This window comes from Clostridium sp. 2218st1_F5_2218SCRN_220325, assembly GCF_039062665.1.
Classification (GTDB): domain Bacteria; phylum Bacillota; class Clostridia; order Peptostreptococcales; family Peptostreptococcaceae; genus Intestinibacter.
Genome location: NZ_JBCLNH010000015.1, coordinates 19466 through 44414 on the forward strand (window position 1 = coordinate 19466; position 24949 = coordinate 44414).

25 protein-coding genes are annotated in these 24949 nt (G+C 25.0%); 9 read left to right on the forward strand and 16 right to left on the reverse strand.

Annotated elements, in window-relative coordinates; genetic code table 11:
- Positions 1-257 precede the first annotated feature (257 nt).
- Both ABCM86_RS09625 and ABCM86_RS09630 read right to left on the reverse strand, forming a co-directional pair.
- The gene (locus tag ABCM86_RS09625) at positions 258-4814 is read right to left on the reverse strand and encodes a hypothetical protein (RefSeq protein ID WP_343003917.1); all 4557 of its coding nucleotides are present in this window, start codon (positions 4812-4814) and stop codon (positions 258-260) included.
- A gap of 10 nt (positions 4815-4824) precedes the next feature.
- Positions 4825-5811 (reverse strand): hypothetical protein, encoded by a 987-nt coding sequence (locus ABCM86_RS09630; protein WP_295676506.1) that lies wholly within the window; start codon positions 5809-5811, stop codon positions 4825-4827.
- Positions 5812-6067: 256 nt separating this feature from the next.
- Between ABCM86_RS09630 and ABCM86_RS09635 the strand changes: the two genes are divergently transcribed.
- Both ABCM86_RS09635 and ABCM86_RS09640 read left to right on the forward strand, forming a co-directional pair.
- Positions 6068-6505: an HD domain-containing protein gene (locus ABCM86_RS09635; RefSeq protein WP_295761371.1), complete on the forward strand. Its 438-nt coding sequence runs from the start codon at positions 6068-6070 to the stop codon at positions 6503-6505.
- Between the two features lie 133 nt (positions 6506-6638).
- Positions 6639-6962, forward strand: coding sequence for a hypothetical protein (locus tag ABCM86_RS09640; protein ID WP_295761374.1), 324 nt, complete (start codon positions 6639-6641; stop codon positions 6960-6962).
- Between the two features lie 96 nt (positions 6963-7058).
- On the opposite strand, the gene ABCM86_RS09645 is transcribed toward ABCM86_RS09640, so the two are convergent.
- Entirely contained in the window at positions 7059-8027 is a 969-nt protein-coding gene (locus tag ABCM86_RS09645; RefSeq protein ID WP_343003919.1) for an alpha/beta hydrolase, read from the reverse strand.
- A 232-nt stretch (positions 8028-8259) separates the two neighbouring features.
- Between ABCM86_RS09645 and ABCM86_RS09650 the strand changes: the two genes are divergently transcribed.
- Positions 8260-8922 carry a hypothetical protein gene (locus tag ABCM86_RS09650; RefSeq protein WP_295761381.1) on the forward strand — a complete coding sequence of 221 codons (663 nt, stop codon included), beginning with the start codon at positions 8260-8262 and terminating at the stop codon, positions 8920-8922.
- Positions 8923-9070: 148 nt separating this feature from the next.
- Here ABCM86_RS09650 and ABCM86_RS09655 read toward each other — a convergent pair whose 3' ends face one another.
- The 3 genes from ABCM86_RS09655 to ABCM86_RS09665 form a co-directional block, all read right to left on the reverse strand.
- Complete coding sequence (locus ABCM86_RS09655) at positions 9071-9601, reverse strand: glutathione peroxidase (RefSeq protein ID WP_295574003.1); 531 nt, start codon at positions 9599-9601, stop codon at positions 9071-9073.
- A gap of 136 nt (positions 9602-9737) precedes the next feature.
- Complete coding sequence (locus tag ABCM86_RS09660) at positions 9738-10214, reverse strand: glutathione peroxidase (protein ID WP_343003920.1); 477 nt, start codon at positions 10212-10214, stop codon at positions 9738-9740.
- 91 nt (positions 10215-10305) lie between these two features.
- On the reverse strand, positions 10306-10743 hold the full coding sequence (locus tag ABCM86_RS09665) for a MarR family transcriptional regulator (RefSeq protein ID WP_343003921.1): 438 nt from the start codon (positions 10741-10743) through the stop codon (positions 10306-10308).
- 262 nt (positions 10744-11005) lie between these two features.
- On the opposite strand from ABCM86_RS09665, the gene ABCM86_RS09670 reads away from it, so the two are divergent.
- Positions 11006-11590, forward strand: coding sequence for a methyltransferase domain-containing protein (locus ABCM86_RS09670; protein ID WP_343003922.1), 585 nt, complete (start codon positions 11006-11008; stop codon positions 11588-11590).
- Positions 11591-11868: 278 nt separating this feature from the next.
- Positions 11869-13773 (forward strand): endonuclease MutS2, encoded by a 1905-nt coding sequence (locus ABCM86_RS09675; protein WP_343003924.1) that lies wholly within the window; start codon positions 11869-11871, stop codon positions 13771-13773.
- Positions 13774-13816: 43 nt separating this feature from the next.
- Here the strand turns inward: ABCM86_RS09675 and ABCM86_RS09680 are convergent, their stop codons facing one another.
- The 7 genes from ABCM86_RS09680 to ABCM86_RS09710 form a co-directional block, all read right to left on the reverse strand.
- Complete coding sequence (locus ABCM86_RS09680; protein WP_295733019.1) at positions 13817-14818, reverse strand: serine/threonine-protein kinase; 1002 nt, start codon at positions 14816-14818, stop codon at positions 13817-13819.
- Positions 14809-15132: a hypothetical protein gene (locus ABCM86_RS09685; protein WP_195931098.1), complete on the reverse strand. Its 324-nt coding sequence runs from the start codon at positions 15130-15132 to the stop codon at positions 14809-14811. Before ABCM86_RS09685 ends, ABCM86_RS09680 begins: the two co-directional genes overlap by 10 nt.
- Positions 15133-15248: 116 nt before the next feature.
- Positions 15249-16220, reverse strand: a complete 972-nt coding sequence (locus ABCM86_RS09690) for a S8 family peptidase (RefSeq protein WP_195931097.1) — start codon at positions 16218-16220, stop codon at positions 15249-15251.
- 230 nt (positions 16221-16450) lie between these two features.
- Complete coding sequence (locus tag ABCM86_RS09695; RefSeq protein ID WP_195931096.1) at positions 16451-16975, reverse strand: 3'-5' exonuclease; 525 nt, start codon at positions 16973-16975, stop codon at positions 16451-16453.
- Positions 16976-16986: 11 nt separating this feature from the next.
- Positions 16987-18357: an aldehyde dehydrogenase gene (locus ABCM86_RS09700; RefSeq protein WP_295733017.1), complete on the reverse strand. Its 1371-nt coding sequence runs from the start codon at positions 18355-18357 to the stop codon at positions 16987-16989.
- A 149-nt stretch (positions 18358-18506) separates the two neighbouring features.
- The gene (locus tag ABCM86_RS09705) at positions 18507-19538 is read right to left on the reverse strand and encodes a 3'-5' exonuclease (protein ID WP_195931094.1); all 1032 of its coding nucleotides are present in this window, start codon (positions 19536-19538) and stop codon (positions 18507-18509) included.
- A 274-nt stretch (positions 19539-19812) separates the two neighbouring features.
- Positions 19813-20676, reverse strand: a complete 864-nt coding sequence (locus ABCM86_RS09710; RefSeq protein ID WP_295733015.1) for an ATP-binding protein — start codon at positions 20674-20676, stop codon at positions 19813-19815.
- A 238-nt stretch (positions 20677-20914) separates the two neighbouring features.
- On the opposite strand from ABCM86_RS09710, the gene ABCM86_RS09715 reads away from it, so the two are divergent.
- The 3 genes from ABCM86_RS09715 to ABCM86_RS09725 are packed head-to-tail and all read left to right on the forward strand — an operon-like array spanning position 20915 to position 21983.
- Positions 20915-21121: a spore coat associated protein CotJA gene (locus tag ABCM86_RS09715; protein ID WP_195929322.1), complete on the forward strand. Its 207-nt coding sequence runs from the start codon at positions 20915-20917 to the stop codon at positions 21119-21121.
- Complete coding sequence (locus tag ABCM86_RS09720) at positions 21121-21390, forward strand: spore coat protein CotJB (RefSeq protein ID WP_195929323.1); 270 nt, start codon at positions 21121-21123, stop codon at positions 21388-21390. Before ABCM86_RS09715 ends, ABCM86_RS09720 begins: the two co-directional genes overlap by 1 nt.
- A 20-nt stretch (positions 21391-21410) precedes the next feature.
- On the forward strand, positions 21411-21983 hold the full coding sequence (locus ABCM86_RS09725) for a manganese catalase family protein (protein WP_295573984.1): 573 nt from the start codon (positions 21411-21413) through the stop codon (positions 21981-21983).
- 197 nt (positions 21984-22180) lie between these two features.
- On the opposite strand, the gene ABCM86_RS09730 is transcribed toward ABCM86_RS09725, so the two are convergent.
- Both ABCM86_RS09730 and ABCM86_RS09735 read right to left on the reverse strand, forming a co-directional pair.
- Complete coding sequence (locus tag ABCM86_RS09730; protein WP_195930258.1) at positions 22181-22588, reverse strand: hypothetical protein; 408 nt, start codon at positions 22586-22588, stop codon at positions 22181-22183.
- Between the two features lie 139 nt (positions 22589-22727).
- Positions 22728-23642 (reverse strand): SH3 domain-containing protein, encoded by a 915-nt coding sequence (locus tag ABCM86_RS09735; RefSeq protein ID WP_343003925.1) that lies wholly within the window; start codon positions 23640-23642, stop codon positions 22728-22730.
- Between the two features lie 476 nt (positions 23643-24118).
- Between ABCM86_RS09735 and ABCM86_RS09740 the strand changes: the two genes are divergently transcribed.
- Entirely contained in the window at positions 24119-24322 is a 204-nt protein-coding gene (locus tag ABCM86_RS09740) for a DUF3955 domain-containing protein (RefSeq protein ID WP_195930256.1), read from the forward strand.
- 64 nt (positions 24323-24386) lie between these two features.
- Here ABCM86_RS09740 and ABCM86_RS09745 read toward each other — a convergent pair whose 3' ends face one another.
- Positions 24387-24821, reverse strand: a complete 435-nt coding sequence (locus tag ABCM86_RS09745) for a dUTP diphosphatase (protein ID WP_295677123.1) — start codon at positions 24819-24821, stop codon at positions 24387-24389.
- Positions 24822-24949 lie beyond the last annotated feature (128 nt).

Genomic DNA, 24949 nt, shown 5'->3' on the forward strand with positions numbered 1-24949 from the left:
ACCATTTTTTACCTAGAATATTTTTTTGTTTTTTTGTTGCACTTTTTGTCGATATTTGTTATTATAAATATACAGTTATTCCCCGATAACTGAAATTACTCCCCAAAATAAAAAAGTCTAAATAGACTTTGCGTATTAAGATAATTCTTATACGTTATAAAATATATTCCCTAATACCCCTTTTTATAATATATTTTAATTAAGAGAGCCCTAGAGATCGGACATTTGCTAGGGCTCTCATTTTTTATTCAATTTTTTTATATAAATGACAAAACTCCACTATCATGTTTTATTTCATCTTTTATAAACATTAACTTACAATAAAACTTATCTAATGTATCAATATCACCATTTTCTAAATTGCTTTTTATCAAAGATATGTAAATATCCTTCTTTTCTAATTTAGATTGGCTTATTATCTTGGTAATAATCTCAGTTATTGTCTGGATATTTTGGTGCATATTATTTTTTAAATTTCGCTTATTAATCACATTCAATACTTCACCTTGATGTATATTACCTACAAACAACTTATTATGTATAAAAACTGCATTTTGTAAATTTAAATTAGGTATTATAAAATCTTCTTTTAATAAATCTGATTCAAATTTTACAAATTCAATAAATAAGTCTAGTATAAAATAAATATTATTAAATCTCTCATCTTCTAAATCAAATGTATCCATAATTTTAATTACAATTACATCATTTTCAAATCCATTATCGCTATCTTTAAAATATATATCATCTAAATCTTGATTATTTAGATATTTTTTTATGACTTTATATAAATTTTTATTTTCGACTTTTAATATAAGAAGTTTTTCGTCCATATTGTTTAGTTCAAATCCTATATATCTTTGTATAATGTCGTTGTTCAAGCTAGATGCTTTTGATACAACTAAGTCATTTATCAACGATTTAAAATCCATCTCAGTTAATTTTCTATAATATGTATCGCTTATTTTTTCACTTTTTAAATTTCCAACTATAATTTTATAATTATCAACTATACTCTGTCTCAAACTATCTTGTTTGCAGTTGTATTTATTTGATGAAGCTTTTTCTAATTCTATTTTTATTCCTTTATCAAATAATTCTCTGGCCTTTTTAATTATTATCTTTTCTTCATTTATAGTAAATTTATATCCTATTGCAGCATCAGTTATAAATTTGCATAATTCTCTTAGCTCGTTTAAATTATCATTTACTTTACTTATTAAAAATATATTTATCTCTTCTTTTTTAGAATAAAAACTACTTATATATAAATATATTCCTTTTATTTTGTTGTATATTTCGTCATTTTTATAATCATAGATTTGATTTATATAAATCAAGATATGGATAGATGCTAGTACAGAGTATTTATATTTATTTATGTTGATATCTAAATCTTTATAAAAATCTTTTTCTAGTATTGTATCAACTATGCAAGTTAATATATCTTGTTTTAAAGTGGTTTTTTCTAAAGTAGAAATATACTGAAGTATATTTGTTATATTTTTATATACCTTTTCGCTTATATATTGAAGTGATTTGAAGTAATATACAAAAGCTTTATTTATTGGGTCTTCTTTTAATCTAGTTTTATTCAAATTAAAATACTCTATAAAATAATCTTCTTTATCTATCAAGCTGTATTTTGTAACAACATAATATATGTATTCTGGCAAAAATTCAAATTGCTTATGTTTTTTGTCTATATGTTTAAATAAATCTAATTCATAGGATTTTTCAGATTCACCTAATTTCTTTAATATATTTTCTATAAATTTATTATCATCAGTATATATCTCACATTCATCTATAAAATATTCAAAGCTTCTCAAATATTCTAAAAGAGAACACTCATCCAGATTTCTCTCTTCATATAAATAAGTCATATAGAGCTTTTTATATTGATCTTTATCTTTTAAAATCCTTTCGTTTTGAAGTGCAAACTCAACTATTTCCTTATTGTATATAGATTTTTCAATCATTACTTCAAATGCCTTTTTCTTAAATAAATCATCTCCAAACTTAAACTCATCTATGAATATATCTTTATTTTTTATTATATATTCCCTTATAATATCTATATTATTTATCTTGTAAACTTCGTTATACCCTAGCTTTATCAATATATTTTCATTTTTTACATCTTCAAATTTATAGATTATATTATTGTTTTTATTTTTAATTAAGATACAATTATCTTTTATCAAGTCTTTGTAGTCAGTATAACTCAACATTTCGTATTTTAATAATTCTAAGAAGTATTCTTTAAATAGTTTTATTTTTTCATAATTAAGAGTTTCATAGTAATTATATTTATAGATAGTTTTAACTATAATCATGCAGCAGTCTGTTATTATTTTTTCTTCTGTATAATAAGAAACTATATCTTCTATATATGGTTTAATTTTTTCTATAGCGTTATTTTTAATATATCTATAAATAAATGCTTCTAAGCATTTATTATATCCTTTTGTGTATTTATAAACTTCTTCCATAATTATAGCTATATCTAAATCATAAATATATTTATTATAATTGTTGAGATTAGTCATAAAATCTATACTTCTTTTAATTATATTATTATGAACTAAGTCATTATGTTTTATAATTTTGCATAGATTTTTAAATTTAGATATAAATTCTTCATCATATTTATTTATCTTTATAAAATAATTTAAATCCATCTCTAAATTATCTTTTGTGTTATCGTTACTATCATAATACATACTTATTATATTTAATATTTGTTTTGTATCGTCTGTAAGGATGTAATCCCTTTTATAACACTCTCTCATATATTGATAGATAATATTGTCTACTATTTTGTATTTATATATAAATTTTTCACATATATTAATAAATACTAAATTATTATAATAGTTATTTTCATAAGCTATTTTTACTAGCTCTATAAACATATCTTGATTTGGAAAAATCCCTAAAACATCTAACTCCACTATATTATCTACTATATTTTTAAATATTTTTTCTTTTCTAAAATCTACTTCTCTAATATTTTGATTCTTTGTAGGTTTAGTAATTTTAATTGATTTTATCATTTCATAGACACTATCTTGTTTTTTTATTGTATCGTTAAGTTCTATACTTATAGCTTTAATTATTTCTTTATTTTGATCTGAATATAAATCTAATTTTATACTATTTCTTATTTTGTCTAAAATTTTCTCATAATCACTTTTATTTTTGAAAATATATTTATTTTGGATTAATATATCAACCATCATTTTATTGAGCTTTAGATTGTTTTTATATATATTTCTGATAAAATCATCTGTATTTTCATATAGTTTATATAGTGAAAATCTATAACTTAAATTATCATTATATAGCTCATCTCTTACTTCAAAAGGATTTTTACAAAAATAATTAGCTAAACTATTTTTAAATTCTTTATAATACTCTGGTAATGTTTCTTTGCTCAATCTTTTAAATTTAAAGTCTGTATTTACTGTGGCTTTTGTCATTGTAAAAGACTTTCTGTATAAAACATCGTCATTTAAAACCAATATTTCCTTTGGCTCTTCAGGAAGATAATAAAATGCATTTTTATCATAATACTCAAGATCACATCCTGCATAATTTTCAAACTTAAATATTATTCTATATTTTCCTGAAGTTATATCGCAAATTTCTATATGGTGTATATTTTGAATAATTGTATTTAAATACTCATCATCTAATTCTTTTATAAAGATCAATTCTTTTTCAGTAAAAGATGTCTTTTCTCTCAATGATTGTCTTAATTTATTTTTTAAATTATCTATTTGTTCTAATTTTTTTTGCTCAATATTTTGATTTTTTAATTCTACACTTTTAATGTATTCTAGATATTTTATATAATTATTGTTGTATATTGATAATAAAGCTAAGTTTTCATTATATATTGATAGATGAGATATCAAATCTATTTTCATCTTGTCGCCAATTGTATTAAATCGTCTATATTCACAATATTTTTGTATAATATAATCAAACATCTCTTTATAGTCGTTATATAAGTCTTTATTTATAAATTGTAATAAATACTCGTAAATTTCTACATTATCTTGGTTTATCTCATGCTTTAGAAATAATATATTTTCTTTTTTATAGAATTTTTCACAAAATTGTTTTATAAATATATTGTTAAATGTTATATTATTTATTCCATCTAAATACTTTATATCACTTAGTATCATCTCAAATTCATCTTTTATAGACTCATTATCTAATACTGAATAGTATGCTAACCTTGTCTTTAGGGTCTTTCTGCCATCTTTTATATTCTCGTATTTATTTTCATAACTATCTATTAAGTATTTATTTTCTTTTTTTAAAATATCTAAATTATACTTTTTATATAAAACATATAGGATTCTATAATCAATATAATTTAAAGACTTATATAAATTTTCGAGTTTTTCTATCTTATTGTTATCTAGAGGCTTGTCTTTTTTTAAAAAACTTTCTATTAAAAAATCAATAACTTTTTCATCATTAAAGCTGCCTTCTTTATAAATAGATTTATCTTTTTTTAAAATATCATCTAATTTTTCTGTATTATTTTCTATAAATAAAGATAATACATAATTTCTATATATGTATTTGTCCTCTTGGAGATTATTTGCTTTGTAAAGTAATTCTGATATTTTGACTTGTGACTTTGTAGTTTTATTATTTGCTAAATCTAAGATGTATTTATCTAATAAATCAAGTGCTTCATAGTAGTAGTATGTATAGTAATTTAAGCCGACTTGTCTTTTATACTTTTCTAACTTATCCTCTATATTTTTTTGTAATATATTATAACTCATATAATAATCACTACCTTTGCATATGTATTTTTAACTGATATAAATTTATTTCATGTTCAGATTTTTTTGTATAAATTAAAATTTTGCAATCTGTATTTATATCTTTGTTTTTATTTTTAGATTTAAACTTATTTTTACCTTGTATAAATATAGATGAGTTAAATCTCATCATCTTGTTTTTAAAAATTTTGCTTAGAGTTTTGTTTATTGAAGGGTTTAGTAAATCTCTGCATTTACCTATTTTTATAGTGGAATTTTTATTGTTATATATATCGTATTTATATATATAATCTAAATCTTCTATATAGTATATATTTAGTAATTTTTTTAAATAAACTTCATCTTTTATACTTTGATTTATACTTATTTGATTTTCTTTATGTTCTATATTATTTTTAATATTAGGTTTTGTTTTGATAAGATAATCTTCATATCCTAAAATATAAAAAAATAAGTTAATTTCATATATACTATAAATTTTTATATTCAACCTTTGATAAACACTTAAAGGAAATCCATCATCTAAAAATTTTAGATATGATTCAAATTTATCATCATTAAATATTTTTACTATATCAAGATTTTTATTTAAAATATTTTCTTTTTTATATTTTTCAGCATCTAACTTAAATATATCATATAATTCATCTATAGTTTTAAAATTATAAATATTGTGAGCTGTTTCTCTATCTTTTAAAGTATTAGTTGATTCAGGTATGTTTTCCTGTATATTGTCTTCTTTTATTTTAAAATCTCTGTTTGTAGTGTTATCTAAATTAATATCACTTCCAATGACTTCTTTAAATACTTCCTTAATTAAAGAATCTTTATAGTCGTATTTTTTTATTTGATTTATATTATTAATTAAATTTATCTCTCCTAATTGTTTTAAGTTTTTTTCTATATCTTTTATATCATGTTCATTTATTTCTTCTTTATTATTTAAGATATCTTCAATTTGCTTATATTTATCCCTTGAGTATTCTAAATTCAACATAATCCCCCCTGAATTTATTTTATAAACTTTATTTTATATATTTTCAGATATCACCACCTTAAAATACTAATTTTTAACTTAATATTTCTTATATTATACTATATTATTTCTTATTTTTTATTTGACGCTGTCATTTAATATATTATTTATACAAAAAACTATATTCTCCATAAAATCAATAATCCCTATATTTTTCACAAAAATAAAAAAACATAGGATATAATATACATAAATTTATATTACAGGAGGTAAACAAATGTTATCTTATAATGAACAGTTTCAATTAGCACTAGAACTAGCAGTAAAAAAACACAAAGGTCAAACTGATAAATCCGGCAATCCATATATACTACATCCTCTGCATGTAATGGAAAATGTAAAAAGTAAAGATGCTAAAATCGTAGCTATACTCCACGATGTAATTGAAGATACTGATGTAGATTCTGAGTACTTGCTTGAAATTGGACTATCACAACATATCGTCGATGCTGTTGTTTTGCTTACAAGATATGATCCTAAACAAGATTATCAAGAATATATAAAAAATCTAAGCTCTAACAAATTAGCAAAAGAAGTCAAACTTGCTGATTTAATGCACAATATGGATTTAAAAAGACTTCCATCTTTAACTGAAAGAGACTTAGATAGAAATAGAAAGTATCAAATAGCATATCATTGTTTAATAAATTGTTAATCTGTATAAATATAATATTTCATATAAATTATAAATCTGAATTATATGTATTAAAATTCACACGAATTCCTATATATTCATATGATATAATGTAATATATAGGAATTTTATTTTTATAAAAGGGGGTAAATAAATGGACTATAATTATTCAAATAATCATGAAGATAATTTTCAAGATGAATCTGCTGAAGTTATAGGTTATTGTGAAATTTGTGACTGTGAAATAAAGGCGACGGATAAGTACTATCATTTTTATGACTACGATATGATATGTCCTAAATGTGCAAAACTGAGTTCTGTTGCCAAATGTGAAAAATGTAACACTTATTTTAAAATCGGCGATTTAACAAAATATGAATACAATTCCGAAATACACTACTTCTGCAACGTCGATAAACCAGAAGACAAAGCCACAGCAAATCATTCTGATAAAACTATTTCATCTGAACAAATTTAAGTTACAAAATACATACCTTATAAATACCGCATAAAAATATTCCCACCTGAGATATAGTACTTTCTCTTGTGGGAATATTTATTTTATATTAAGCAATTAAATTTCGATATTTTCATTTATAAAGTTAAAAACTTTATCCCAATATGCATCTGGGTCGTAGTCCTTCGCTTCAGCATGTCCTGCTTGTTCAACTATATATAAGTCCTTTTTACAGTTTGCAACATTATAAACTTCGTATACCATATCAGTTGGAACAAAGTCGTCTTTTCCACCATGGATAAATAACATCGGCTTTTTACATTTTTTAACTTGTTCTAAACTAGATGCCTCTGTAAAATCATATCCAGCTTTTAAATTTGCTACTGTACTAGATATATTTAATATCGGGAATGCAGGAAGTGAAAATCTTTTATCTAATTCACTTTCAAATATATCCCATACACTAGTATATCCACAATCTTCTATGTATCCAACTACATTACCTAAATTATCTCCTGATGTCATCATAGTTGTAGCACCACCCATAGATACTCCATGAAGTATTATTTTAGATTTTGGGTCGTTTTTTACTATCCAATCTATCCAACATGATATATCTTCTTTATCTAACCAGCCCATACCTATATATTCACCTTCGCTATTTCCATGAGCTCTATTATTAGGAAGTAAAACATTATATCCCTCTTTGTAGTATTTTTCAGCATAAGACATCATATTATCGTTATTTGATTTGTATCCATGTATTAAAACTACCCATTTATCAGTTTGTTTTTTTTGAATTTTATATTTAGCTTTTAATTTTAATCCATCATTGCTTTTAATTTCTGCAGATGATGTAGTATTTTTGAATTTTTCTCCCTTTTTCATTTCTTTAGTTTGATTTGATTTTATAATATTTTGGGCATCTTCTTTTATATTAATCTTATCTTCTTCATTTATTTCTCTATTTACTGAGTCACTTACTGGTGATAGCGCATAATTTACAAAATAATCTCCTATAGCATATCCTATCCCCGTCAATGCTAATAAAGTTACTATAATTCCTATTACTAATTTCTTTTTCACAATATTCCTCCTTAAGATCATAAAATATTTTTTATATAAAATATTTTGATTATCAAAACTTATGATTCACTTATTAAAATATACATGAATAAAGATTAAATTTCAATAAATTTCTTCAAAAATTATATATTATTTTTTATTGAAATTTATTCCATTTACTTTATAATACATAATATGTATATAAATTTTGGGAGATTTTTAAAATATTATATTATAGAAAGGACTTTTTATTATGCCAGCATGGAGTTTTCATATAAAATTAGCTACTGAAATTTCAAATACTTTAGCTTTAAATAAAGAAGAAGAAAATCTTTTTATACTTGCAAACTTAATTCCAGATATTAAATCAGGTTTCTTAATACCTATGGATAATCCAATATCATCAAAATTCTCACACTATTATATTTATAAAGATGAGCTTAGCTTGCCAGATTTACAAAAGTATAAAGATAGATATTGGGCGAAAAACGATATAATCTCTACAGGTATCTACTGCCATATACTTTTAGATTATTATCTAAATAATTTATTAAAAGAACATTATTTTATTTATAATAGTGAAAATATTATCATAGGAATGAAGACCTTAGATGGTGTTTTTTATGGAGATAGGGAGTCTTGCATTAAGTTCAAACATAAAAACTTCAATCTTATTGCAAAGTATTTAGATATAGAAAATAAATTTACATTTCCAAAGAAAAATATCGACATAAAAACTGATAATGGAGTATATACAATTACTCCAAGTGATATTGAGCTTACTGAAAAGTGGATTTATGAAAATTATAAAAGTCAAATACCGACTTTTCCTAAAAATGAATTGTTTACAGAAGAATCTCTAAATAAATTTTTCGATGATTCCAAAAAGTTTGTACTTCGACATATTAAAAGTTAAAATATTATTTTTGTATAAAATAATAGGAGATATTGTAGATAATATAAAAATTCTACAATATCTCCTAAATTTTTTATTGTATATATTTTTGATTTTTTCTATATTTACTATTCTTATTTTTACTAAACTACTTTTCTTAAAGTTTGTCTTACAATAATTTTTCTATTTCTGTTTCTATTTTTTCTGGATCATCAGTTGGTGCAAATCTTTTTATTACGTTTCCATCTTTATCGATTAAGAATTTAGTGAAATTCCATTTAATATCATCACCGCTCGTATTAAATCCTTTTGAGCTCAAAAATTCGTATAGCTCTTGAGATTTTTCGTCTTCTGTAGCACTTGGTGCTTGCCCTCTTAAGTATTTATATACTGGATCCGCACCTTCACCATTTACGTCTATTTTTGAGAAACGTTTGAAAGTTGTACCATAATTTGTTGTACAGAAATTTTTTATTTCTTCATCAGATCCCGGAGCTTGTTCAAAAAATTGATTGCATGGGAAATCTAATACTTCAAAGCCTTTGTCTTTATATTTATCATATAATTTTTGAAGCCCTTCATATTGTGGTGTAAATCCACAACCCGTAGCAGTATTAACTACTAAAAGTACTTTTCCTTTATAATTATCTAAGGAAGTTGTTTCGCCGTTTGTATCTTTAACTTTATAATCGTATATCATATTTTTCTCCTTTATATTTATTAATTATTTACTTATAATCCTTTTTTATTATTTGTAAATTTAACTAAAAAATACATCAATATCTGATTATAATTTTTATTTTTAAGAATTTCATTTGAAATATTTTAATGCTAAATTATTTTAATAAATTCTTTATATCACTTTCTATTTTGCTCGGTTTTACAATTGGAGCATATCTTTTTACTACATTTCCATCTCTATCTATCAAAAACTTTGTGAAGTTCCATTTTATATCACTTCCCATTATTCCACCTTGTTGATCTTTTAAAAATCTATAAAGTGGATGTGCATTTTTCCCGTTGACTTCTATTTTTTCAAACATATTAAATGATACTCCGTAATTTAACTGGCAAAATGAATGTATTTCTTCATTACTTCCAGAGTCTTGTTTTGCAAATTGGTTGCATGGAAAACCTAGTATTTCTAATCCTGAATCTTTATATTCTTTATATAAATTTTCTAATTCTGCAAATTGAGGTGTAAAACCACATTTACTAGCTGTATTAACTATTAAAACTACCTTTCCTTCGTAATCTTTCATTTCTACTTCTTGTCCATTTATTTTTTTTGCTTTAAAATCGTAAAATTTCATTTTTCTTCTCCTAAAATATATTTTTATTTATAATTAATTTATTTAAATTTAATTTAATTCAATCAATTTGTGTTATTTTTTAGTTAGACAATTACTTGCCTAACTGATTTAACATTTTGTCTAAACTTTTCTTTAAGCTAATAAGTTCATCTACTTCCAAACCATTTATTTTACAGTACATTTCATCTGGAACTTTTTTTATGTCATCTTTTAAATCGATTGCTTTTTGAGTTAATTCTACAATTACCATGCGGTCGTCGTTTTTATCTCTGTATTTATTTACAAGACCCATACTTTCTAGTTTTTTTAAAACTGGAGTAAGCGTTCCGGAATCTAAATAAAGCTTTTTAGCTACTTCTTTAAATGGTGCTTTTTCAAGCTCCCACATAGCTAACATAGTCACATATTGAGTATATGTTAAGTTGTATTTTGATAATACTGGTTGGTACATTTTTATCACTTCTCTTGAAAGTGCATATAGAGAAAAGCACAACTGATTATCTAATTTTAACTTATCGTATTCTGACATATTTACCATCCTTCCAACAGTTTAGTAAAATTTAATTGATATAAATTGATTATATTTTCAATTAAACTTTAAGTCAAGTATTTTTTTAATATTTTAATTTTTTATCTCAATTTGTCGAAAATAGACAAGCGCTAATTAGTTGCATTTTCTAACTTTCTATATTATTATTTAATTAAGATTTTGTCAAGCCAGGAAGGTTACTTGCTTTCGTGGCTACTTTTTTCAAAATGTTAATTATTGTGCAGTAAGGAGGGAAATTTTCATGGATTACACACAATTTTTAGATTCAAACTCAATTAACTGGGATTATACAAAAATAATGGACATCTGTAAAATAAGCTATATTTTAGATCGATTTTCTATAAAGGAAAATGATAAAATCTTAGATGTAGGAACTGGTACAGGAATGTTGATACCATTTGTTCATCAACACAATCCAAAAGGTAATATAAAAGGTGTAGATAAATCAATTAATATGATTGAAATTGCTAAAGAAAAATTTAAAAATGTACAAAATATAGAGTTCCAATTAGCTGATGTCGAATCAGATGATATAAAAGGTACTTTCGATAAAATAATACTCTTTTCAGTCTTTCCGCTATTAAAACACAAAATAAGTACTACAAAAAAACTTATCGAAAATAATTTATCAGATGATGGAAAACTATTAATAGCTCATCCAGAAAGCAGAAAATCACTAAACTCATATATAGGAACAAATGCTCCAATATATACTCCAAAACTTTTAGATATTTATCAACAAAGAAATATGTTTAGACAGGCAGGATTATATGTAGAAGAAGCTTTTGAAAATGATCGTATATATTATATAATACTACATAAATAATTTTATTCTAATTTATATAAATATATTACGATTTAAAGTATAATTTTTATGATTTAGGAAAACTTATTTATAATTGTTTTTTATTATATTAAAACAATTTCTATTATATTAAATAATATACAATTAAGAATTTCAAATAAATTTAATAAAATGAGAATGCTTTTTGAATAAAACTTATAATTTAGAAGTGGTGCTTCTTAGTAAATAAGGAGTACAACTTAAAAACTCCTTATTTACTAGGTTATATAAAATAACTTATATAAATAAAGGAGCCAAAAATGAATAATACTACATTAGAAAAACTACAACTAAATGATTTAAAGGAATTAATCAAAGTCTACTGTGTAAGTTCTCTTGGTAAAGAGCTTATAGACAAATTAACACCTAAGAAAAATATCAATTCTATAAATACTATACTAAATGAAAACAAAGACGCTAGAAATATATTAAACAATAGTACACATATTCCACTTGAAGGTGTATTTAATTTAAATCCATTAATAAATAAATTAGAAAAGGGAATAACCTTAAATACTGAAGATCTTATGAAAATAGAAGCATTCTTACGAGGATGCAATAAAATAAAAATTTTCATGAAAAATATGGGCTTTTATGGTAAAACACTCTCTTCTTATGCATTAAATATAACAGATTTAAGTTTTATTTCAGAAGAAATAAATCACTGCATAAAATCAAATAAAATAAATACAAATGCTTCAAGCCAGCTTAAAAAAATAAGAAAAAGCATTGAGGCATGTGAAGATAAAATAAAAGAAAAGCTTAATAAATTTTTAACTTCAAGTTCAAATAAAAAATATATACAAGAATTTTTAATAAGTAAAAGAGATGATAGATATGTTATCCCTATAAAATCAACTTATAAAAATTATGTAAACGGTACTATCTTAGATATTTCCGCAAAAGGAGGTACCGTATTTATAGAACCCGATAATATATCAAAATTCAGCACACAACTTATTTCACTTAAATCAGAAGAAGCTATTGAAGAATATAAAATATTATCATATTTAACAGAATTAATTTTTGAAAATATAAACGAAATAAAAATAAATCTAGAAGTAATTTCTACTTACGATATGATATTTGCAAAAGCTAAGTACAGCCTAAATAATAACTGTATAACACCAGATTTAAATAATCATGGCTATATTAAATTAGTAAAAGCTAAACATCCACTACTTAAAGGGGATATAGTTCCTCTTGATTTTGAAATTGGAGAAAAATACAGAAATTTAATAATAACAGGCCCTAATGCTGGAGGAAAAACAGTAACACTAAAAACAGTCGGCATTCTCGTCTTAATGACACAATGTGGAATTGATATTCCTGCTGAAAAAGGAACTTCAATATCAATTTTTGAAAATATATTTGTCGATATAGGAGACGATCAAAGTATCGAAAATGCACTTAGCACATTTTCTTCTCATATTAAAAATATAGCTTCCATAATCAACAAAAGCAACAAATCTACCTTAGTACTTCTAGACGAAATAGGCAGTGGTACTGAACCAAATGAAGGAGCTGCTCTTGCAATAGCTATATTAGAAGAGTTATATGAAATGGGATGTATAACAATTGCATCAACCCACTATGGTGAATTAAAAAAATACGCCACTATACACCCTGATTTTGAAAATGCAGGTATGATGTTTGATAAAGATACATTAGAACCTCTTTATAAATTGACCATAGGACATTCCCAAAATAGCAATGCTTTGTTTATCTCTAAAAAAATGGGAATCAAAGACAAAGTCCTAAAGAAAGCTGTTAATTATATAAACAATAAAGATTATGCAATAAAATTAATTGATAACAACAAAATAAGAACTGAAACTCCAATAAACAATAAACATACTACTACTTTTGATTATTCTGTAGGAGACAAAATAAAACTTTTAGACAAAGATGATTATGCAATAGTATATTCTCCTATCGATAAATTTAATAACGTTCAAGTTTTATATAATAACAAATTTATAACAGTAAATGTAAAGAGAACTGAACCTTACTTAAAAGCTAAAGATTTATATCCAGAAGGTTATGATTTAAATACTTTATTTACTTCTTTTAAAGAAATCAAATTAAACAAAGATATTGCAAGGGGTTCAAAAAAAGCTCTCAAAAAAATCCAAAAGGAAATTAAAGAGAAAAATAATAAATGATTAAAAAATGAGGTTGTTGGATAAATAATCAACAACCCCATTTTTAATTGTCTTCTTTTATAATCTTTCTAATATATCTAAATCCTTGCGAAAATTTCTCAAAACTTTGTTCAAATTCACCCTTTGTTTTATAATTTACTCTCCAAATTCCATCTTGTTTATACATTACAATTTTTTTATTTTCTTTTATCCATCTATAAATGTTATCTTCTCTTTCATATCTCCAATCTAAGTTAGTATTGACTCTTGCCATATCATTTAAAATTTCTAATACACTTTGATATCTATCATTTGGATCTAAGTTTATACATTTTTCAGTTATTTCAATTAGTTTCCTTGGTATATGTGGGTAGTATTTTTTTCTGGCTGGGAATTCACCATTTACTATAGCCATTTTTAATTCGGGTAGATTTTTTCGTTTTTTGACTTGGCGATTGTATTCTTCTTCACCATTACACATTCTATATAAAGTGTTTCCAAATTGATAAATATCAATACGCATATCTACTTTTGAACTATAACATTGCTCTGGCGCAATATGTTTATAGTACACATTTTTTAGTTTGCCTACTCCATCTGAATTTATATTTATAGAAGACCCAAAATCAGCTAAAACTGCACAATTATAATCATCAATTAAAATATTACTCGGCTTTATATCACAATGTAAAATTTGATTTTTATGAATATAATAAATTCCACTTAATATATCTAGAGAATACTTTACTATTTCTCTTACAGTTAAATTTCTATTTTGGAGTATATCTTGTAGAGAGCCATTTTTATAATATGGCATAGATATATATATATTATCGTCATCATAAGTAGCATAATTTACTTTTACTATATTTTTATTTTCTATATCTTTAATTTTTCTTACTTCATCAAAATACTTACTACTTTCTTTTATAGTGTTTTTATCTATTTGTTTTAACATAAAAACTTCTTTTAATTGTGTATCTTCTACTATATATAAAGATGAATTGGCTCCATGTGACTGCACTTTTTTTATAATCTTCATATTTAACTTTGATTTTATTTCCATTTTTCAACTCCCCTACTTATAAATAATTCTTCTAATACCCCTTCCATCTTTATTGCCTCTTCCATATCATCTAAAATTTTCTTAACATCCTCATTATTTTCTAAGTCTCCAATATGAATTTTGTAGTATTTGATGTTATCTTCTTCGATAAAAATAGACACTAAATTTCTAACATAATTCAACTTTTGGGCTGTATTATAACATCTAGGCAAGACTATTTCATCTCTTCTTATTACTTTTTTAGTATTAGAAAAATATCTAAAAATGCTGAATTGTATCTTATCCGTAAGTATATCCATATCAATATATATCATGATTTTCAACTCCCCACTTTATATTACTATATAATATGAGGCTCAAATTCAAAAGATGAACCATTTTATTATTCTAAAAAAATAGTTCATCTCTTATATATATTTTAATATCTTACTTATCTCGGCTTTAAATACACAAGTCCATTTCCCTGTATTGTTCTAGGATATTCAAGTGTTTTTGTAAATTTTATTAGTTGCGCATACAACTCATCTGCTGTAAGTTCTCTCTGAAATACATCATCTGACCAGTTTTTGAGAAGAGCTAATGTCCCTGTAACATGGGGGGCTGCCATACTAGTTCCACTAAGACTAGCATATGTGTTATTTGGAAAAGTTGAAATAATATCAACACCTGGAGCAACACAGTCTATAACTAAATTTGCATTTGAAAAATATGCTGGAACTGCTTTTTTATTTACTGCTCCTACTGATATTACATCTACATATGCAGCCGGATATGAATATTCAAAATCGTCATAATCACCATCACCTTCATTACCTGCTGCACATACTACAGATATTCCATTTTTAATTGCATTTTTTATAGCTTTTTCTAATTTATCATCACTAGTTGGCATTCCAAGAGACATAGATATTATATCTACATTTAAATCAGTAGCATAATTAATCGCATTTATCACCCAACTCGCCTTCCCAGAGCCAGTTCTATCTATTGCTTTTAATATATATAGCTGAGCTTCTGGCGCAACTCCAATCAAAAAATTCGAATAATTTTTTGCTGCTATAGTTCCTGCAACATGTGTCCCATGACCAATTCTATCTGTTACTATGTTGGGATTTTTCATATCTTCAGGGGTAAAGTTTCTTACACCTGCTATCTTATCTTTTAAACTTACATGGTTAACATCACAACCCGAATCTATAATTGCAATTTTTACTCCCCTACCTGTATAAGAAGATTTCCACATATTTGGTGCTGCAATCATCTTCACCCCATATGGAGATGCATTATTTCTAAGTCTAAAATTTTCTCCATTTTTAATATAAGGAATTAATCTTACTTGAGGATCATTTTGTTCTATAGAATCTTTTTTCAAATTATTGTTATTTAGTTTATTACTTTTCATATATATCCCCCATTTCAATATACTAATTCAAATATAATCAAGTAGTATTACTATTTTAATAATATTCTTTATTTAATATATTACTTACAAATTTGCTTTGTTCCTATAGTCTTTGAGGTATCTAAATCTTAACATAATGGGCGTTTATTTTTATAAATATAATTTCCTATCTGAAATTAGTTTTATTTTATGAATTTTATTTTATATAAAAAAATGGACCTAAGTCCATTTTATTCTACATCATCTTTTATTGTTAAAAATAATTTTGCTGTCGCTAGTGTGTCACTATTTGCTCTATGCGCATGTTCATTTACTATATTGTAGTATTTGCATGCAGTCTCTAACTTTTTGTTTTTACCTTTATAAGATTTACATTTTTTTAGCATTTCTAAAGTACATATATGATTATTTATAGGTTCTAATCCTAGTAAATCAAGATAGTAATTTAAAAATTTAAGGTCAAATTTTGCATTATGAGCTATTATTGTAGTATCACCTACATACTTTCTGAAGTTTGGTAAAACAGTTTCTAAACTTTGTTCATTTTCTACCATTTCATTAGTTATACTTGTTATCCCAGTTATATGTGAAGGTATTATACCTTTTGGCTTTATAAGTCTTGAGTAATTTCTGCCTATTTGGTTGTTTACTATTTCAGTAACACCTATTTCTATAATTTCACACCCACTAAAAGGGTCTAGTCCAGTTGTTTCTAAATCCACAACAATATATTTATCGTCTGTATATTTACTCATTTAAATCTCCTTTATTTTAAAAATAATTTTAATAATTTCATTTTTAAATCGTTATAAGGCATATACCTTATAGGTAGGTCAATCCAATTGTATTTCTTTACAATCGATTTTTCATGTGTAAAGGTATCAAAACTATATTTTCCATGGTATGAACCCATTCCACTATTTCCAACTCCACCAAACGGCATTCTTGATGTAGCTAGTTGTATTATTGTATCATTTATACATCCGCTTCCAAAAGATATATTTTTCAAAATATCAGCTTCTACTTTTTTATTTTTAGTAAATAAATAAAGTGCTAGAGGTTTTTCTCCCTGCAAAATAATATGTTTTACTTCTTCAATATTATCAAAAGTTATTATAGGAAGTATAGGTCCGAATATTTCCTCTTGCATTATAGGCGAGTCTAAAGTTATTTTATCCAATATAGTTGGCTCTATTTTTAATAATTCTCTATCTATATCGCCTCCATAAATTACTTTTTCGCCTTTTATTAAGTTTATTAATCTATTAAAATGTCTTTCATTTATTATATTTGTATAATCTTCATTTCGTAAAGCCTCTTTAGTATAAAATAATCCTATATATTCTTTTAAGTATTTTACAAATTCATCTTTTACACTATTTTGAAGTAATAGATAATCTGGGGCTACGCAAGTTTGCCCTGAGTTTAAGTATTTACCAAATACTATTCTCTTTGCTGCTACTTTTAAATCCGCACTTTCCTCCACTATACAAGGACTTTTGCCTCCTAGCTCTAATGTTACAGGAGTTAAATTTTGTGCTGCTTTTTTCATTATTATTTTGCCTACTGTTGGACTACCTGTAAAAAATATATAATCTAGTTTTTCTTCCAACAATTCTGTTGTAACTTCTTTATCTCCATTTACTACAGTTATATACTCTTCTGGAAAAGTTTCTGCTATCATCTCAGTTATAACTTTTGATGTATGTACTGAATCTTCAGATACCTTCAATATTGCACAATTTCCCGCTGCAATAGCTCCAATTAACGGTTCTATACATAATAAAAATGGATAGTTCCACGGAGATATTATCAGTGCAACTCCATAAGGTTCTTTTTTTATAAAACTTTTAGAGTGAAATTGACTTATCGGTGATAAAACCCTCTTGTCCCTTGCCCATTTCTTTACTCTTTTTTTTATAAATGTTAAATCACTAAGTGTAATTCCAATTTCAGTCATATAAGACTCAAATTTAGATTTATTTAAATCTTTTTTTAATGCTTCTTCTATTTTACCCTCATATTTATTTATAGCTTTATATAATTTATTTAGTGATTCTATTCTGAAATCTATATCTTTAGTTTTTCCTGTTTCAAAAAAGCATTTTTGTTTTTTGACTAATTCACTTATAACCATATAATCACCTATCAAATTTTTATTAGATTTTAATTATTTCTATAATTGAAATTATACCATAATATATATAGATATACTAATTTAGTAGTATTTAGATATATTTTTTACATTAAAAAAATCTTCTCGAGGAAGATTTTTTATCAATTAGCTTAGGTCAAACTTTCAGCCGGCTCAAATTCTACTTTTATATCTATAAAGATGTTTTCATATTCCATATCTTCAATAAATAAATCTAAAATATTATCCATCTCGTCTTCATATTCTTCTTGACTTAATTTATATAAAAGTGCATCTCCATATAAATCCATTAAATCAAGATAAAAATTATTTAAAACATAGAAATAACCATCTTTTATGCCTCTTAGCTTATCTACAGTATCCAATTTTTTCATTATATCTTTTACTAAGTCTATATTTCTAACTTTTATTTGTCTAGTTGAATATACATATCTCCCAACCATAGACAATATATCTATAGATAGTTCGTCAATAGTATAGTTGCCTTCATTATGATATAAATATCTTTCATAATCTTTTATTTTAGAATCTATACTAGTATCTATTTGATTGTAAGGATTTTTATTTATATCTTGAATTATTAAATAATTTCTTATATCTTGGTCTTTTTCTAAAACTTCATCTAAGATATGTAAATTGTACGCATCATATAAAGGGTCATGTGCATCTCCACTAAACTCTGTATTTGATAACTCTAATAAGTGAGTTAGAGATATATAGTTCATACACTTAATTCCATATCTTAAATATTTTTCTTTAATGTCTACAAAAAAACTTTGGATATTGTTTAAAAATCGAGGATGGTTATTTTTCTGTGAACTTATTCTATCCGTATTTTTAAAACAAGTTAAATCTAAATTTCCAAAAGTGTAAATCCCCTCTATTTCATCAAAATTTCCCAACCAATGTTTAAATGATCTCATAACACTCTCATAAGTAGGAGCGTTTTCCAAATCTTCAGTTGTAATATGTGTTAATTCTTCTATATGAGGATAAACTGTCTTTGTAAAAATAGGTTTTATTAACGACTTAAACTTTTCTATTTCTTTAGTTTTTGTATCATACTTTATAGCCCCGATTGCTATTAAATCAGCTTTAAATCCTTCCCTTTTATTTTTTGCATTGTTCATGTTCATTTCAAAATCCATATATATTTTCTTCATACAATTCCCCCAATCATAAGAAAATATTCTAATTAAATTTATGCTATACCTTTTATTAAAACACATTTTTTAAAATTATATCCGTACTTTTTAAAGATATATAATTTTCCATGTATTATAAACTTTTATTATATTTTACCACAAAATATTAAAGTAGTTTATATAATATTATAATGTAATACTTTCTTTTAAAATTATATGAATATAAAACCCAAAAGTACATTTCTATTATAAATAAAAATACTCCCGTAAAACGGGAGTTATTTTTTTATATCTAGTCTTCAAATTTTTCTAAGAAAGAATGTCTAACACCATCTTGTTCCCATCCTAAAACTGAATCAAGATATACATTGTTAGCAGCTTTGAATATTGATTTTTCAACTTCTTGATATTCTTCACCTAGATTTTTAATAAGTTCTTTTATTTCGTATCTCTTATTACCTGTTTTCTTAGCAGCAACCATACATGCACAGTTAAGTGGCATAATTCCACTACTTTGTATAAATCTTATTATACTTTCTTCTCTTATATAGTAAAGAGGTCTTATTATTTGCATTTTGTCGTAGTTGCTAGATTTTAATTTAGGTAACATAGTTTTAAAGTTACCTGCACATAATAAGTTAAGCATTGTAGTTTCAATTACATCATCAAAATGGTGTCCTAATGCTAATTTATTACATCCTAATTCTTCTGCTTTGTTGTATAATGCTCCCCTTCTCATACGAGCACACATATAACATGGATAATCTTCTGCTATTTCACCTGCAACATCAAATATATTTGTATCAAATATTGTAAGTGGTATATTTAAATATTCACAGTTTTCTTCTAATAACTGTCTTATATTTTTATGATATCCTGGGTCCATAGCTAAAAATACTAAGTCAAATTTAACTTGTCCGTGTTTTTGTAATTCTTGGAACATTTTAGCCATAAGAAGACTGTCTTTTCCACCAGAAATAGCTACTGCTATTTTGTCTCCTTCTTCAACTAATTGATAATCTTTTATAGCCTTTATAAATTTAGACCATGTATATTTTCTATATTTTTTTATTATACTTTTTTCTATTTCTCTTAAAGGCTTTTTTTCTTCCGTAGGCATAATTATTTTACAGCCTTCACCTGCTAATTTACTCATTAAATCACCTCATCAATTTAAAACATGAAATTAATTTTATCATATTTCATAATATACATTCAAGTCTATAAACCTTCTTTATTTCTTACTTTTAAGTTCTCAATAATTTATACATTAATTTTTATATATACAACTTGTATATTCCTATATCTAATGTAACATTTTAACCCGCTTTTAATATTATATATTAAGGTAGATATTACTTATTCTATCATATCATCAAGGAGGTTTAAACATAATGGAAAAAACTAGAGGTATAAAAACTAATTGTGGTGACCAATTGGCAAGACCATATGTAAATAATCAGACTCTAACTAAAATGTATAACTTATGTACTGCTTTAAAATACGGTAGCTTATTCCCAGAATTATACTTATTTAATTCTGAAAATTACAATGCTTACCTTTATGAATCACCAAAAAACAGATTGGGAGGTAGAAGATAATGAGACAATCAACTTGTAGATACGACCTTATAAAAGCCGTTATGGAATTAGGTTTTGCAGCTGTAGATATGAATTTATATTTAGATAATAATCCTGAAGACAAAACTGCCGTAAATACTTACAATTCTTTTGTCTCTCAATATGCAAAAGCTAGATGTGCCTATGAAAAACAATACGGCCCTTTAACAAATTTTGGACACGCTCCAAGTAACTGTCCATGGCAATGGGTTGACGAACCTTGGCCTTGGGAAAAAGAATTTTATATGTAAAAAATAGGAGGATTTAAATTATGTGGATTTATGAAAAAACACTAGAATATCCAGTAAATTTGAAGTGCCGCGATCTTAGAATGGCTAAAGTTATAATGGCTCAACTTGGAGGCCCAAATGGCGAATTAGGTGCAGCGCTTAGATATTTACAACAAAGATACACTATGCCTACAGGAAAATCAAAAGGATTATTGACAGATATCGGAACTGAAGAACTAGCTCACGTTGAAATGATATCAACTATGATTTATCAATTAACAGATGGAGCTACACCAGAAGAATTAAAAGCTGCTGGCTTAGATGCTAACTATACTCAATTTGGACACGGAATTCAACCAACTGATGCAAATGGAGTTCCATTTACAACTGCTTATATAAATGTATTTGGAGACCCTGTTACTGATTTACATGAGGATATGGCTGCTGAACAAAAGGCATTGGCAACATATTATCAATTGATAAATTTAACAGATGACCCTGATTTAAAAGATGTGCTAAGCTTTTTAGGTCAAAGAGAAATCACTCATTATCAAAGATTCGGGGAAGCTTTGATGGATGTTTATGATTATACTGATTGTAAAAAATTTTTCTAGAAAATATTAATTATCTTAGCTTTTATTTGAGCTAACTTTAAAACACTAGATATAGTATATCAAGTGTTTATTTTTTTATAAAATTTATATTAAAAATTTCATTAACATAAAAATGATAACAGAAATTATTTTATGTATAGGTTTAAAGTTCTATTATCATTTTTAAGTTAAAATTCTATATCATATGTGCTTTTATACTAGATATATGATAGTATACTTAGTTTTGTTTTTTCGCTAAGTGTTGTAAATTTTGATATACTTTCACTTTCTATATCACTTAAATACTGCATGTAAAATATTAATTCTTTTATGTCATCGCTTTCTGGTCTATTGTAATAAGAAAAGTATAAGTTTTTTAGATATTTTGTATAGCATTTATTTATTCTTATAGTGACATACCCCTTAGATTCTTTTTTTAGTGCATTTTCGAATAATAGGTGTAGTCTTTTATATGCGTATTCATATTCTTTATTTATAAATAAGTCTTCAAATCCATCTTCTATAGAATTTTTTATATTAATTATTTTATCTTTAGTTAAAGCTAAATTAAGATAATAATTACTTCGGCTATACTTATATTGATAAAAGTCAATTATTTCAGCCATCTAATCACTCCTTGCATATAATTTCTTATTTACTATTATTTTCAAAATTATATGAATTTAATACAAAAAATATATTTATTTTCAAAAAAAAGAGACTAAGTTTTTAGTCTCTAAAATAATTTACTATAATATGAAATTATTATAATACACGTTTTGCCCTTACAAATGCATTATTATAATAATTTGTAAAGTCAGAAATTACTACTTTACCTTTAGTTGAAGACGAATGTATAAATTGATTTGAACCTATATATATACCTACATGGGATACATTACCATCATTAGCACCATCTGTATCAAAAAATACTAAATCTCCTACTTTTAAGTTGCTTTTACTTACAGTAATTCCGTAAGTACTTTGATCTACTGATGTTCTAGGTAAAGTTATGTTTGCACAATTTTTGAATACATAATATGTAAATCCAGAGCAATCAAAACTACTTGGTCCTTGCGCTCCCCAAACATATGGTTTTCCTAAAAGTGATTTTGCATAACTAACTAATTTACTAGCTGATGTTGAAGTGCTCGTAGTATTAGAAGAAGTACTTGATGATGTCTGTGAGTCACTTAAATACTTAGCTGATACATATCCAGTGGTAGAGCCTTCTTTTATCTTTGACCAACCATTATTTGTAGATATTACCTCTACTTTTGTATTCGTACTAATTGATTTTATTATTGAATAACTTGTCCCAGGTCCACTTCTAACATTTAGTGATGTACAATTTACATATTTAACTTGTGTGTTTGAAGTAGTACTTGTTTGAGCTACATATTTAGAATATACATATCCTGTTTGCCCATTGTACTTAACTTTTGACCATGAATTTGTCTCACTTATATATTCTACCTTATAACCTTTATTTAACTTTCCTAATGATGCATAATCAGTAGACGGTCCTTTTCTAAAATTAACATCATCTCCAGTTATTACTCGATACTCTACACTGTCTGCATATGCTACTTGACTTTCTTGCATTAAAAAGCTAGATGTCGGTAAAAGTGACGCTGTTACTGCTGCTGTTGTTATAATATTTTTACTTGTAAAATCCATATTTCTTTAATGTAATATCAATATTTAAGATATTACAAATCCTCAACTCCTCCCATTTATCCAAAGATTTTTTAATCTTTGAAAAACACATTTTAATAAATTTCATATTATCTAAAGTCTATGAAATTGTATTCCTTTTTGTTTTTTATAATTTAATTTTATTTTTCATTTTAAATATTATTATACCCCTTCCCTTTTGTCCATAAAAATAAAACAATAACTTTAATTACCATGTATATTTTTTCTTTAGTTACCTATTTTTTATATTAAGTTCCCATCTTTGATAGATTATTTTACTTAATTATAATAAGCATCAAAGATAGATGCGCTCTATCACTTAATGATAATCAATATATTTTTATTGTTTTTCAATAATCAAATATTGTTTTTTGATGTTCATCCTGATATTATATAAAAAAATGCAATTAATTCAAAATATAAATTAAATATTTAATACTTATAAGGAGGATTAAATTATGAAAAAATGTGTAATATTATTACCTTTTTTAATTTCATTTGGGTGTGCAATTACTTATAACATAATTGGATCTAGAGTTTTATCTGATGGTACTTTAGACGAACCATTCTTTTTAGTTCCTATTGAGTGTTTTTTCTTTCTTGTAGGAATATTACTTTTATTAATACAACTGATTTTATTTGTTATAAAAAGATTATTTTAAGAAAAATATTAAAAGGGCTGCTATATGAAAATCCCATATAACAACCCTTTATTTATATATAAAATTATTTTGTACCTGTACTTCCGAATCCGCCTCTATTGTCAGCTTCCATTTCTTCAACTTCATTGAAAACTAAAGTTGGTTGATTTTTTTGTATTCTGAATTGGCATATTCTATCGTTAACTTCTATTTTAGTGTCTCTAAGTGCAAACACTGGCATACGCCACCAGTCATTTGGTCCACAATAAGTATTATCTACTATACCACAGTGGTTAGTTTGGATTATACCCCATTTTTTGAAAGTACTACTTCTTGGTACTATATGAGCTTCATATCCTTCTGGTAATTGCATTGCTACACCTAAGTGGATTAATTTAAATTCACCAGCTTTTAATTCAACTTCTTCTGCTGCTCTTAAATCTATCCAGTCAGATTTTCCATCTATGTATTCTAATCTAGTTATTTCATCATTAAGATATTTTATTTTAATTTCTTTCATTATTATCTCTCCTTTTATTTTGACTAAATAATATTATAAATAAATTCTTTTTTTACTTCAAGCTATAAATTAAGTGCCTATATAAAACTTAACTTGACAATATAAATTTAAACCCCTTATCTTGAAAT

Coding starts and splice junctions, on each gene's coding strand:
- ABCM86_RS09625 (WP_343003917.1), bottom strand. CDS start 4,814: ATGAGTTATAATATATTACAAAAAAATATAGAGGATAAGTTAGAAAAG.
- ABCM86_RS09630 (WP_295676506.1), bottom strand. CDS start 5,811: ATGTTGAATTTAGAATACTCAAGGGATAAATATAAGCAAATTGAAGAT.
- ABCM86_RS09635 (WP_295761371.1), top strand. CDS start 6,068: ATGTTATCTTATAATGAACAGTTTCAATTAGCACTAGAACTAGCAGTA.
- ABCM86_RS09640 (WP_295761374.1), top strand. CDS start 6,639: ATGGACTATAATTATTCAAATAATCATGAAGATAATTTTCAAGATGAA.
- ABCM86_RS09650 (WP_295761381.1), top strand. CDS start 8,260: ATGCCAGCATGGAGTTTTCATATAAAATTAGCTACTGAAATTTCAAAT.
- ABCM86_RS09655 (WP_295574003.1), bottom strand. CDS start 9,601: ATGATATACGATTATAAAGTTAAAGATACAAACGGCGAAACAACTTCC.
- ABCM86_RS09660 (WP_343003920.1), bottom strand. CDS start 10,214: ATGAAATTTTACGATTTTAAAGCAAAAAAAATAAATGGACAAGAAGTA.
- ABCM86_RS09665 (WP_343003921.1), bottom strand. CDS start 10,743: ATGTCAGAATACGATAAGTTAAAATTAGATAATCAGTTGTGCTTTTCT.
- ABCM86_RS09670 (WP_343003922.1), top strand. CDS start 11,006: ATGGATTACACACAATTTTTAGATTCAAACTCAATTAACTGGGATTAT.
- ABCM86_RS09675 (WP_343003924.1), top strand. CDS start 11,869: ATGAATAATACTACATTAGAAAAACTACAACTAAATGATTTAAAGGAA.
- ABCM86_RS09680 (WP_295733019.1), bottom strand. CDS start 14,818: ATGGAAATAAAATCAAAGTTAAATATGAAGATTATAAAAAAAGTGCAG.
- ABCM86_RS09685 (WP_195931098.1), bottom strand. CDS start 15,132: ATGATATATATTGATATGGATATACTTACGGATAAGATACAATTCAGC.
- ABCM86_RS09690 (WP_195931097.1), bottom strand. CDS start 16,220: ATGAAAAGTAATAAACTAAATAACAATAATTTGAAAAAAGATTCTATA.
- ABCM86_RS09695 (WP_195931096.1), bottom strand. CDS start 16,975: ATGAGTAAATATACAGACGATAAATATATTGTTGTGGATTTAGAAACA.
- ABCM86_RS09700 (WP_295733017.1), bottom strand. CDS start 18,357: ATGGTTATAAGTGAATTAGTCAAAAAACAAAAATGCTTTTTTGAAACA.
- ABCM86_RS09705 (WP_195931094.1), bottom strand. CDS start 19,538: ATGAAGAAAATATATATGGATTTTGAAATGAACATGAACAATGCAAAA.
- ABCM86_RS09710 (WP_295733015.1), bottom strand. CDS start 20,676: ATGAGTAAATTAGCAGGTGAAGGCTGTAAAATAATTATGCCTACGGAA.
- ABCM86_RS09715 (WP_195929322.1), top strand. CDS start 20,915: ATGGAAAAAACTAGAGGTATAAAAACTAATTGTGGTGACCAATTGGCA.
- ABCM86_RS09720 (WP_195929323.1), top strand. CDS start 21,121: ATGAGACAATCAACTTGTAGATACGACCTTATAAAAGCCGTTATGGAA.
- ABCM86_RS09725 (WP_295573984.1), top strand. CDS start 21,411: ATGTGGATTTATGAAAAAACACTAGAATATCCAGTAAATTTGAAGTGC.
- ABCM86_RS09730 (WP_195930258.1), bottom strand. CDS start 22,588: ATGGCTGAAATAATTGACTTTTATCAATATAAGTATAGCCGAAGTAAT.
- ABCM86_RS09735 (WP_343003925.1), bottom strand. CDS start 23,642: ATGGATTTTACAAGTAAAAATATTATAACAACAGCAGCAGTAACAGCG.
- ABCM86_RS09740 (WP_195930256.1), top strand. CDS start 24,119: ATGAAAAAATGTGTAATATTATTACCTTTTTTAATTTCATTTGGGTGT.
- ABCM86_RS09745 (WP_295677123.1), bottom strand. CDS start 24,821: ATGAAAGAAATTAAAATAAAATATCTTAATGATGAAATAACTAGATTA.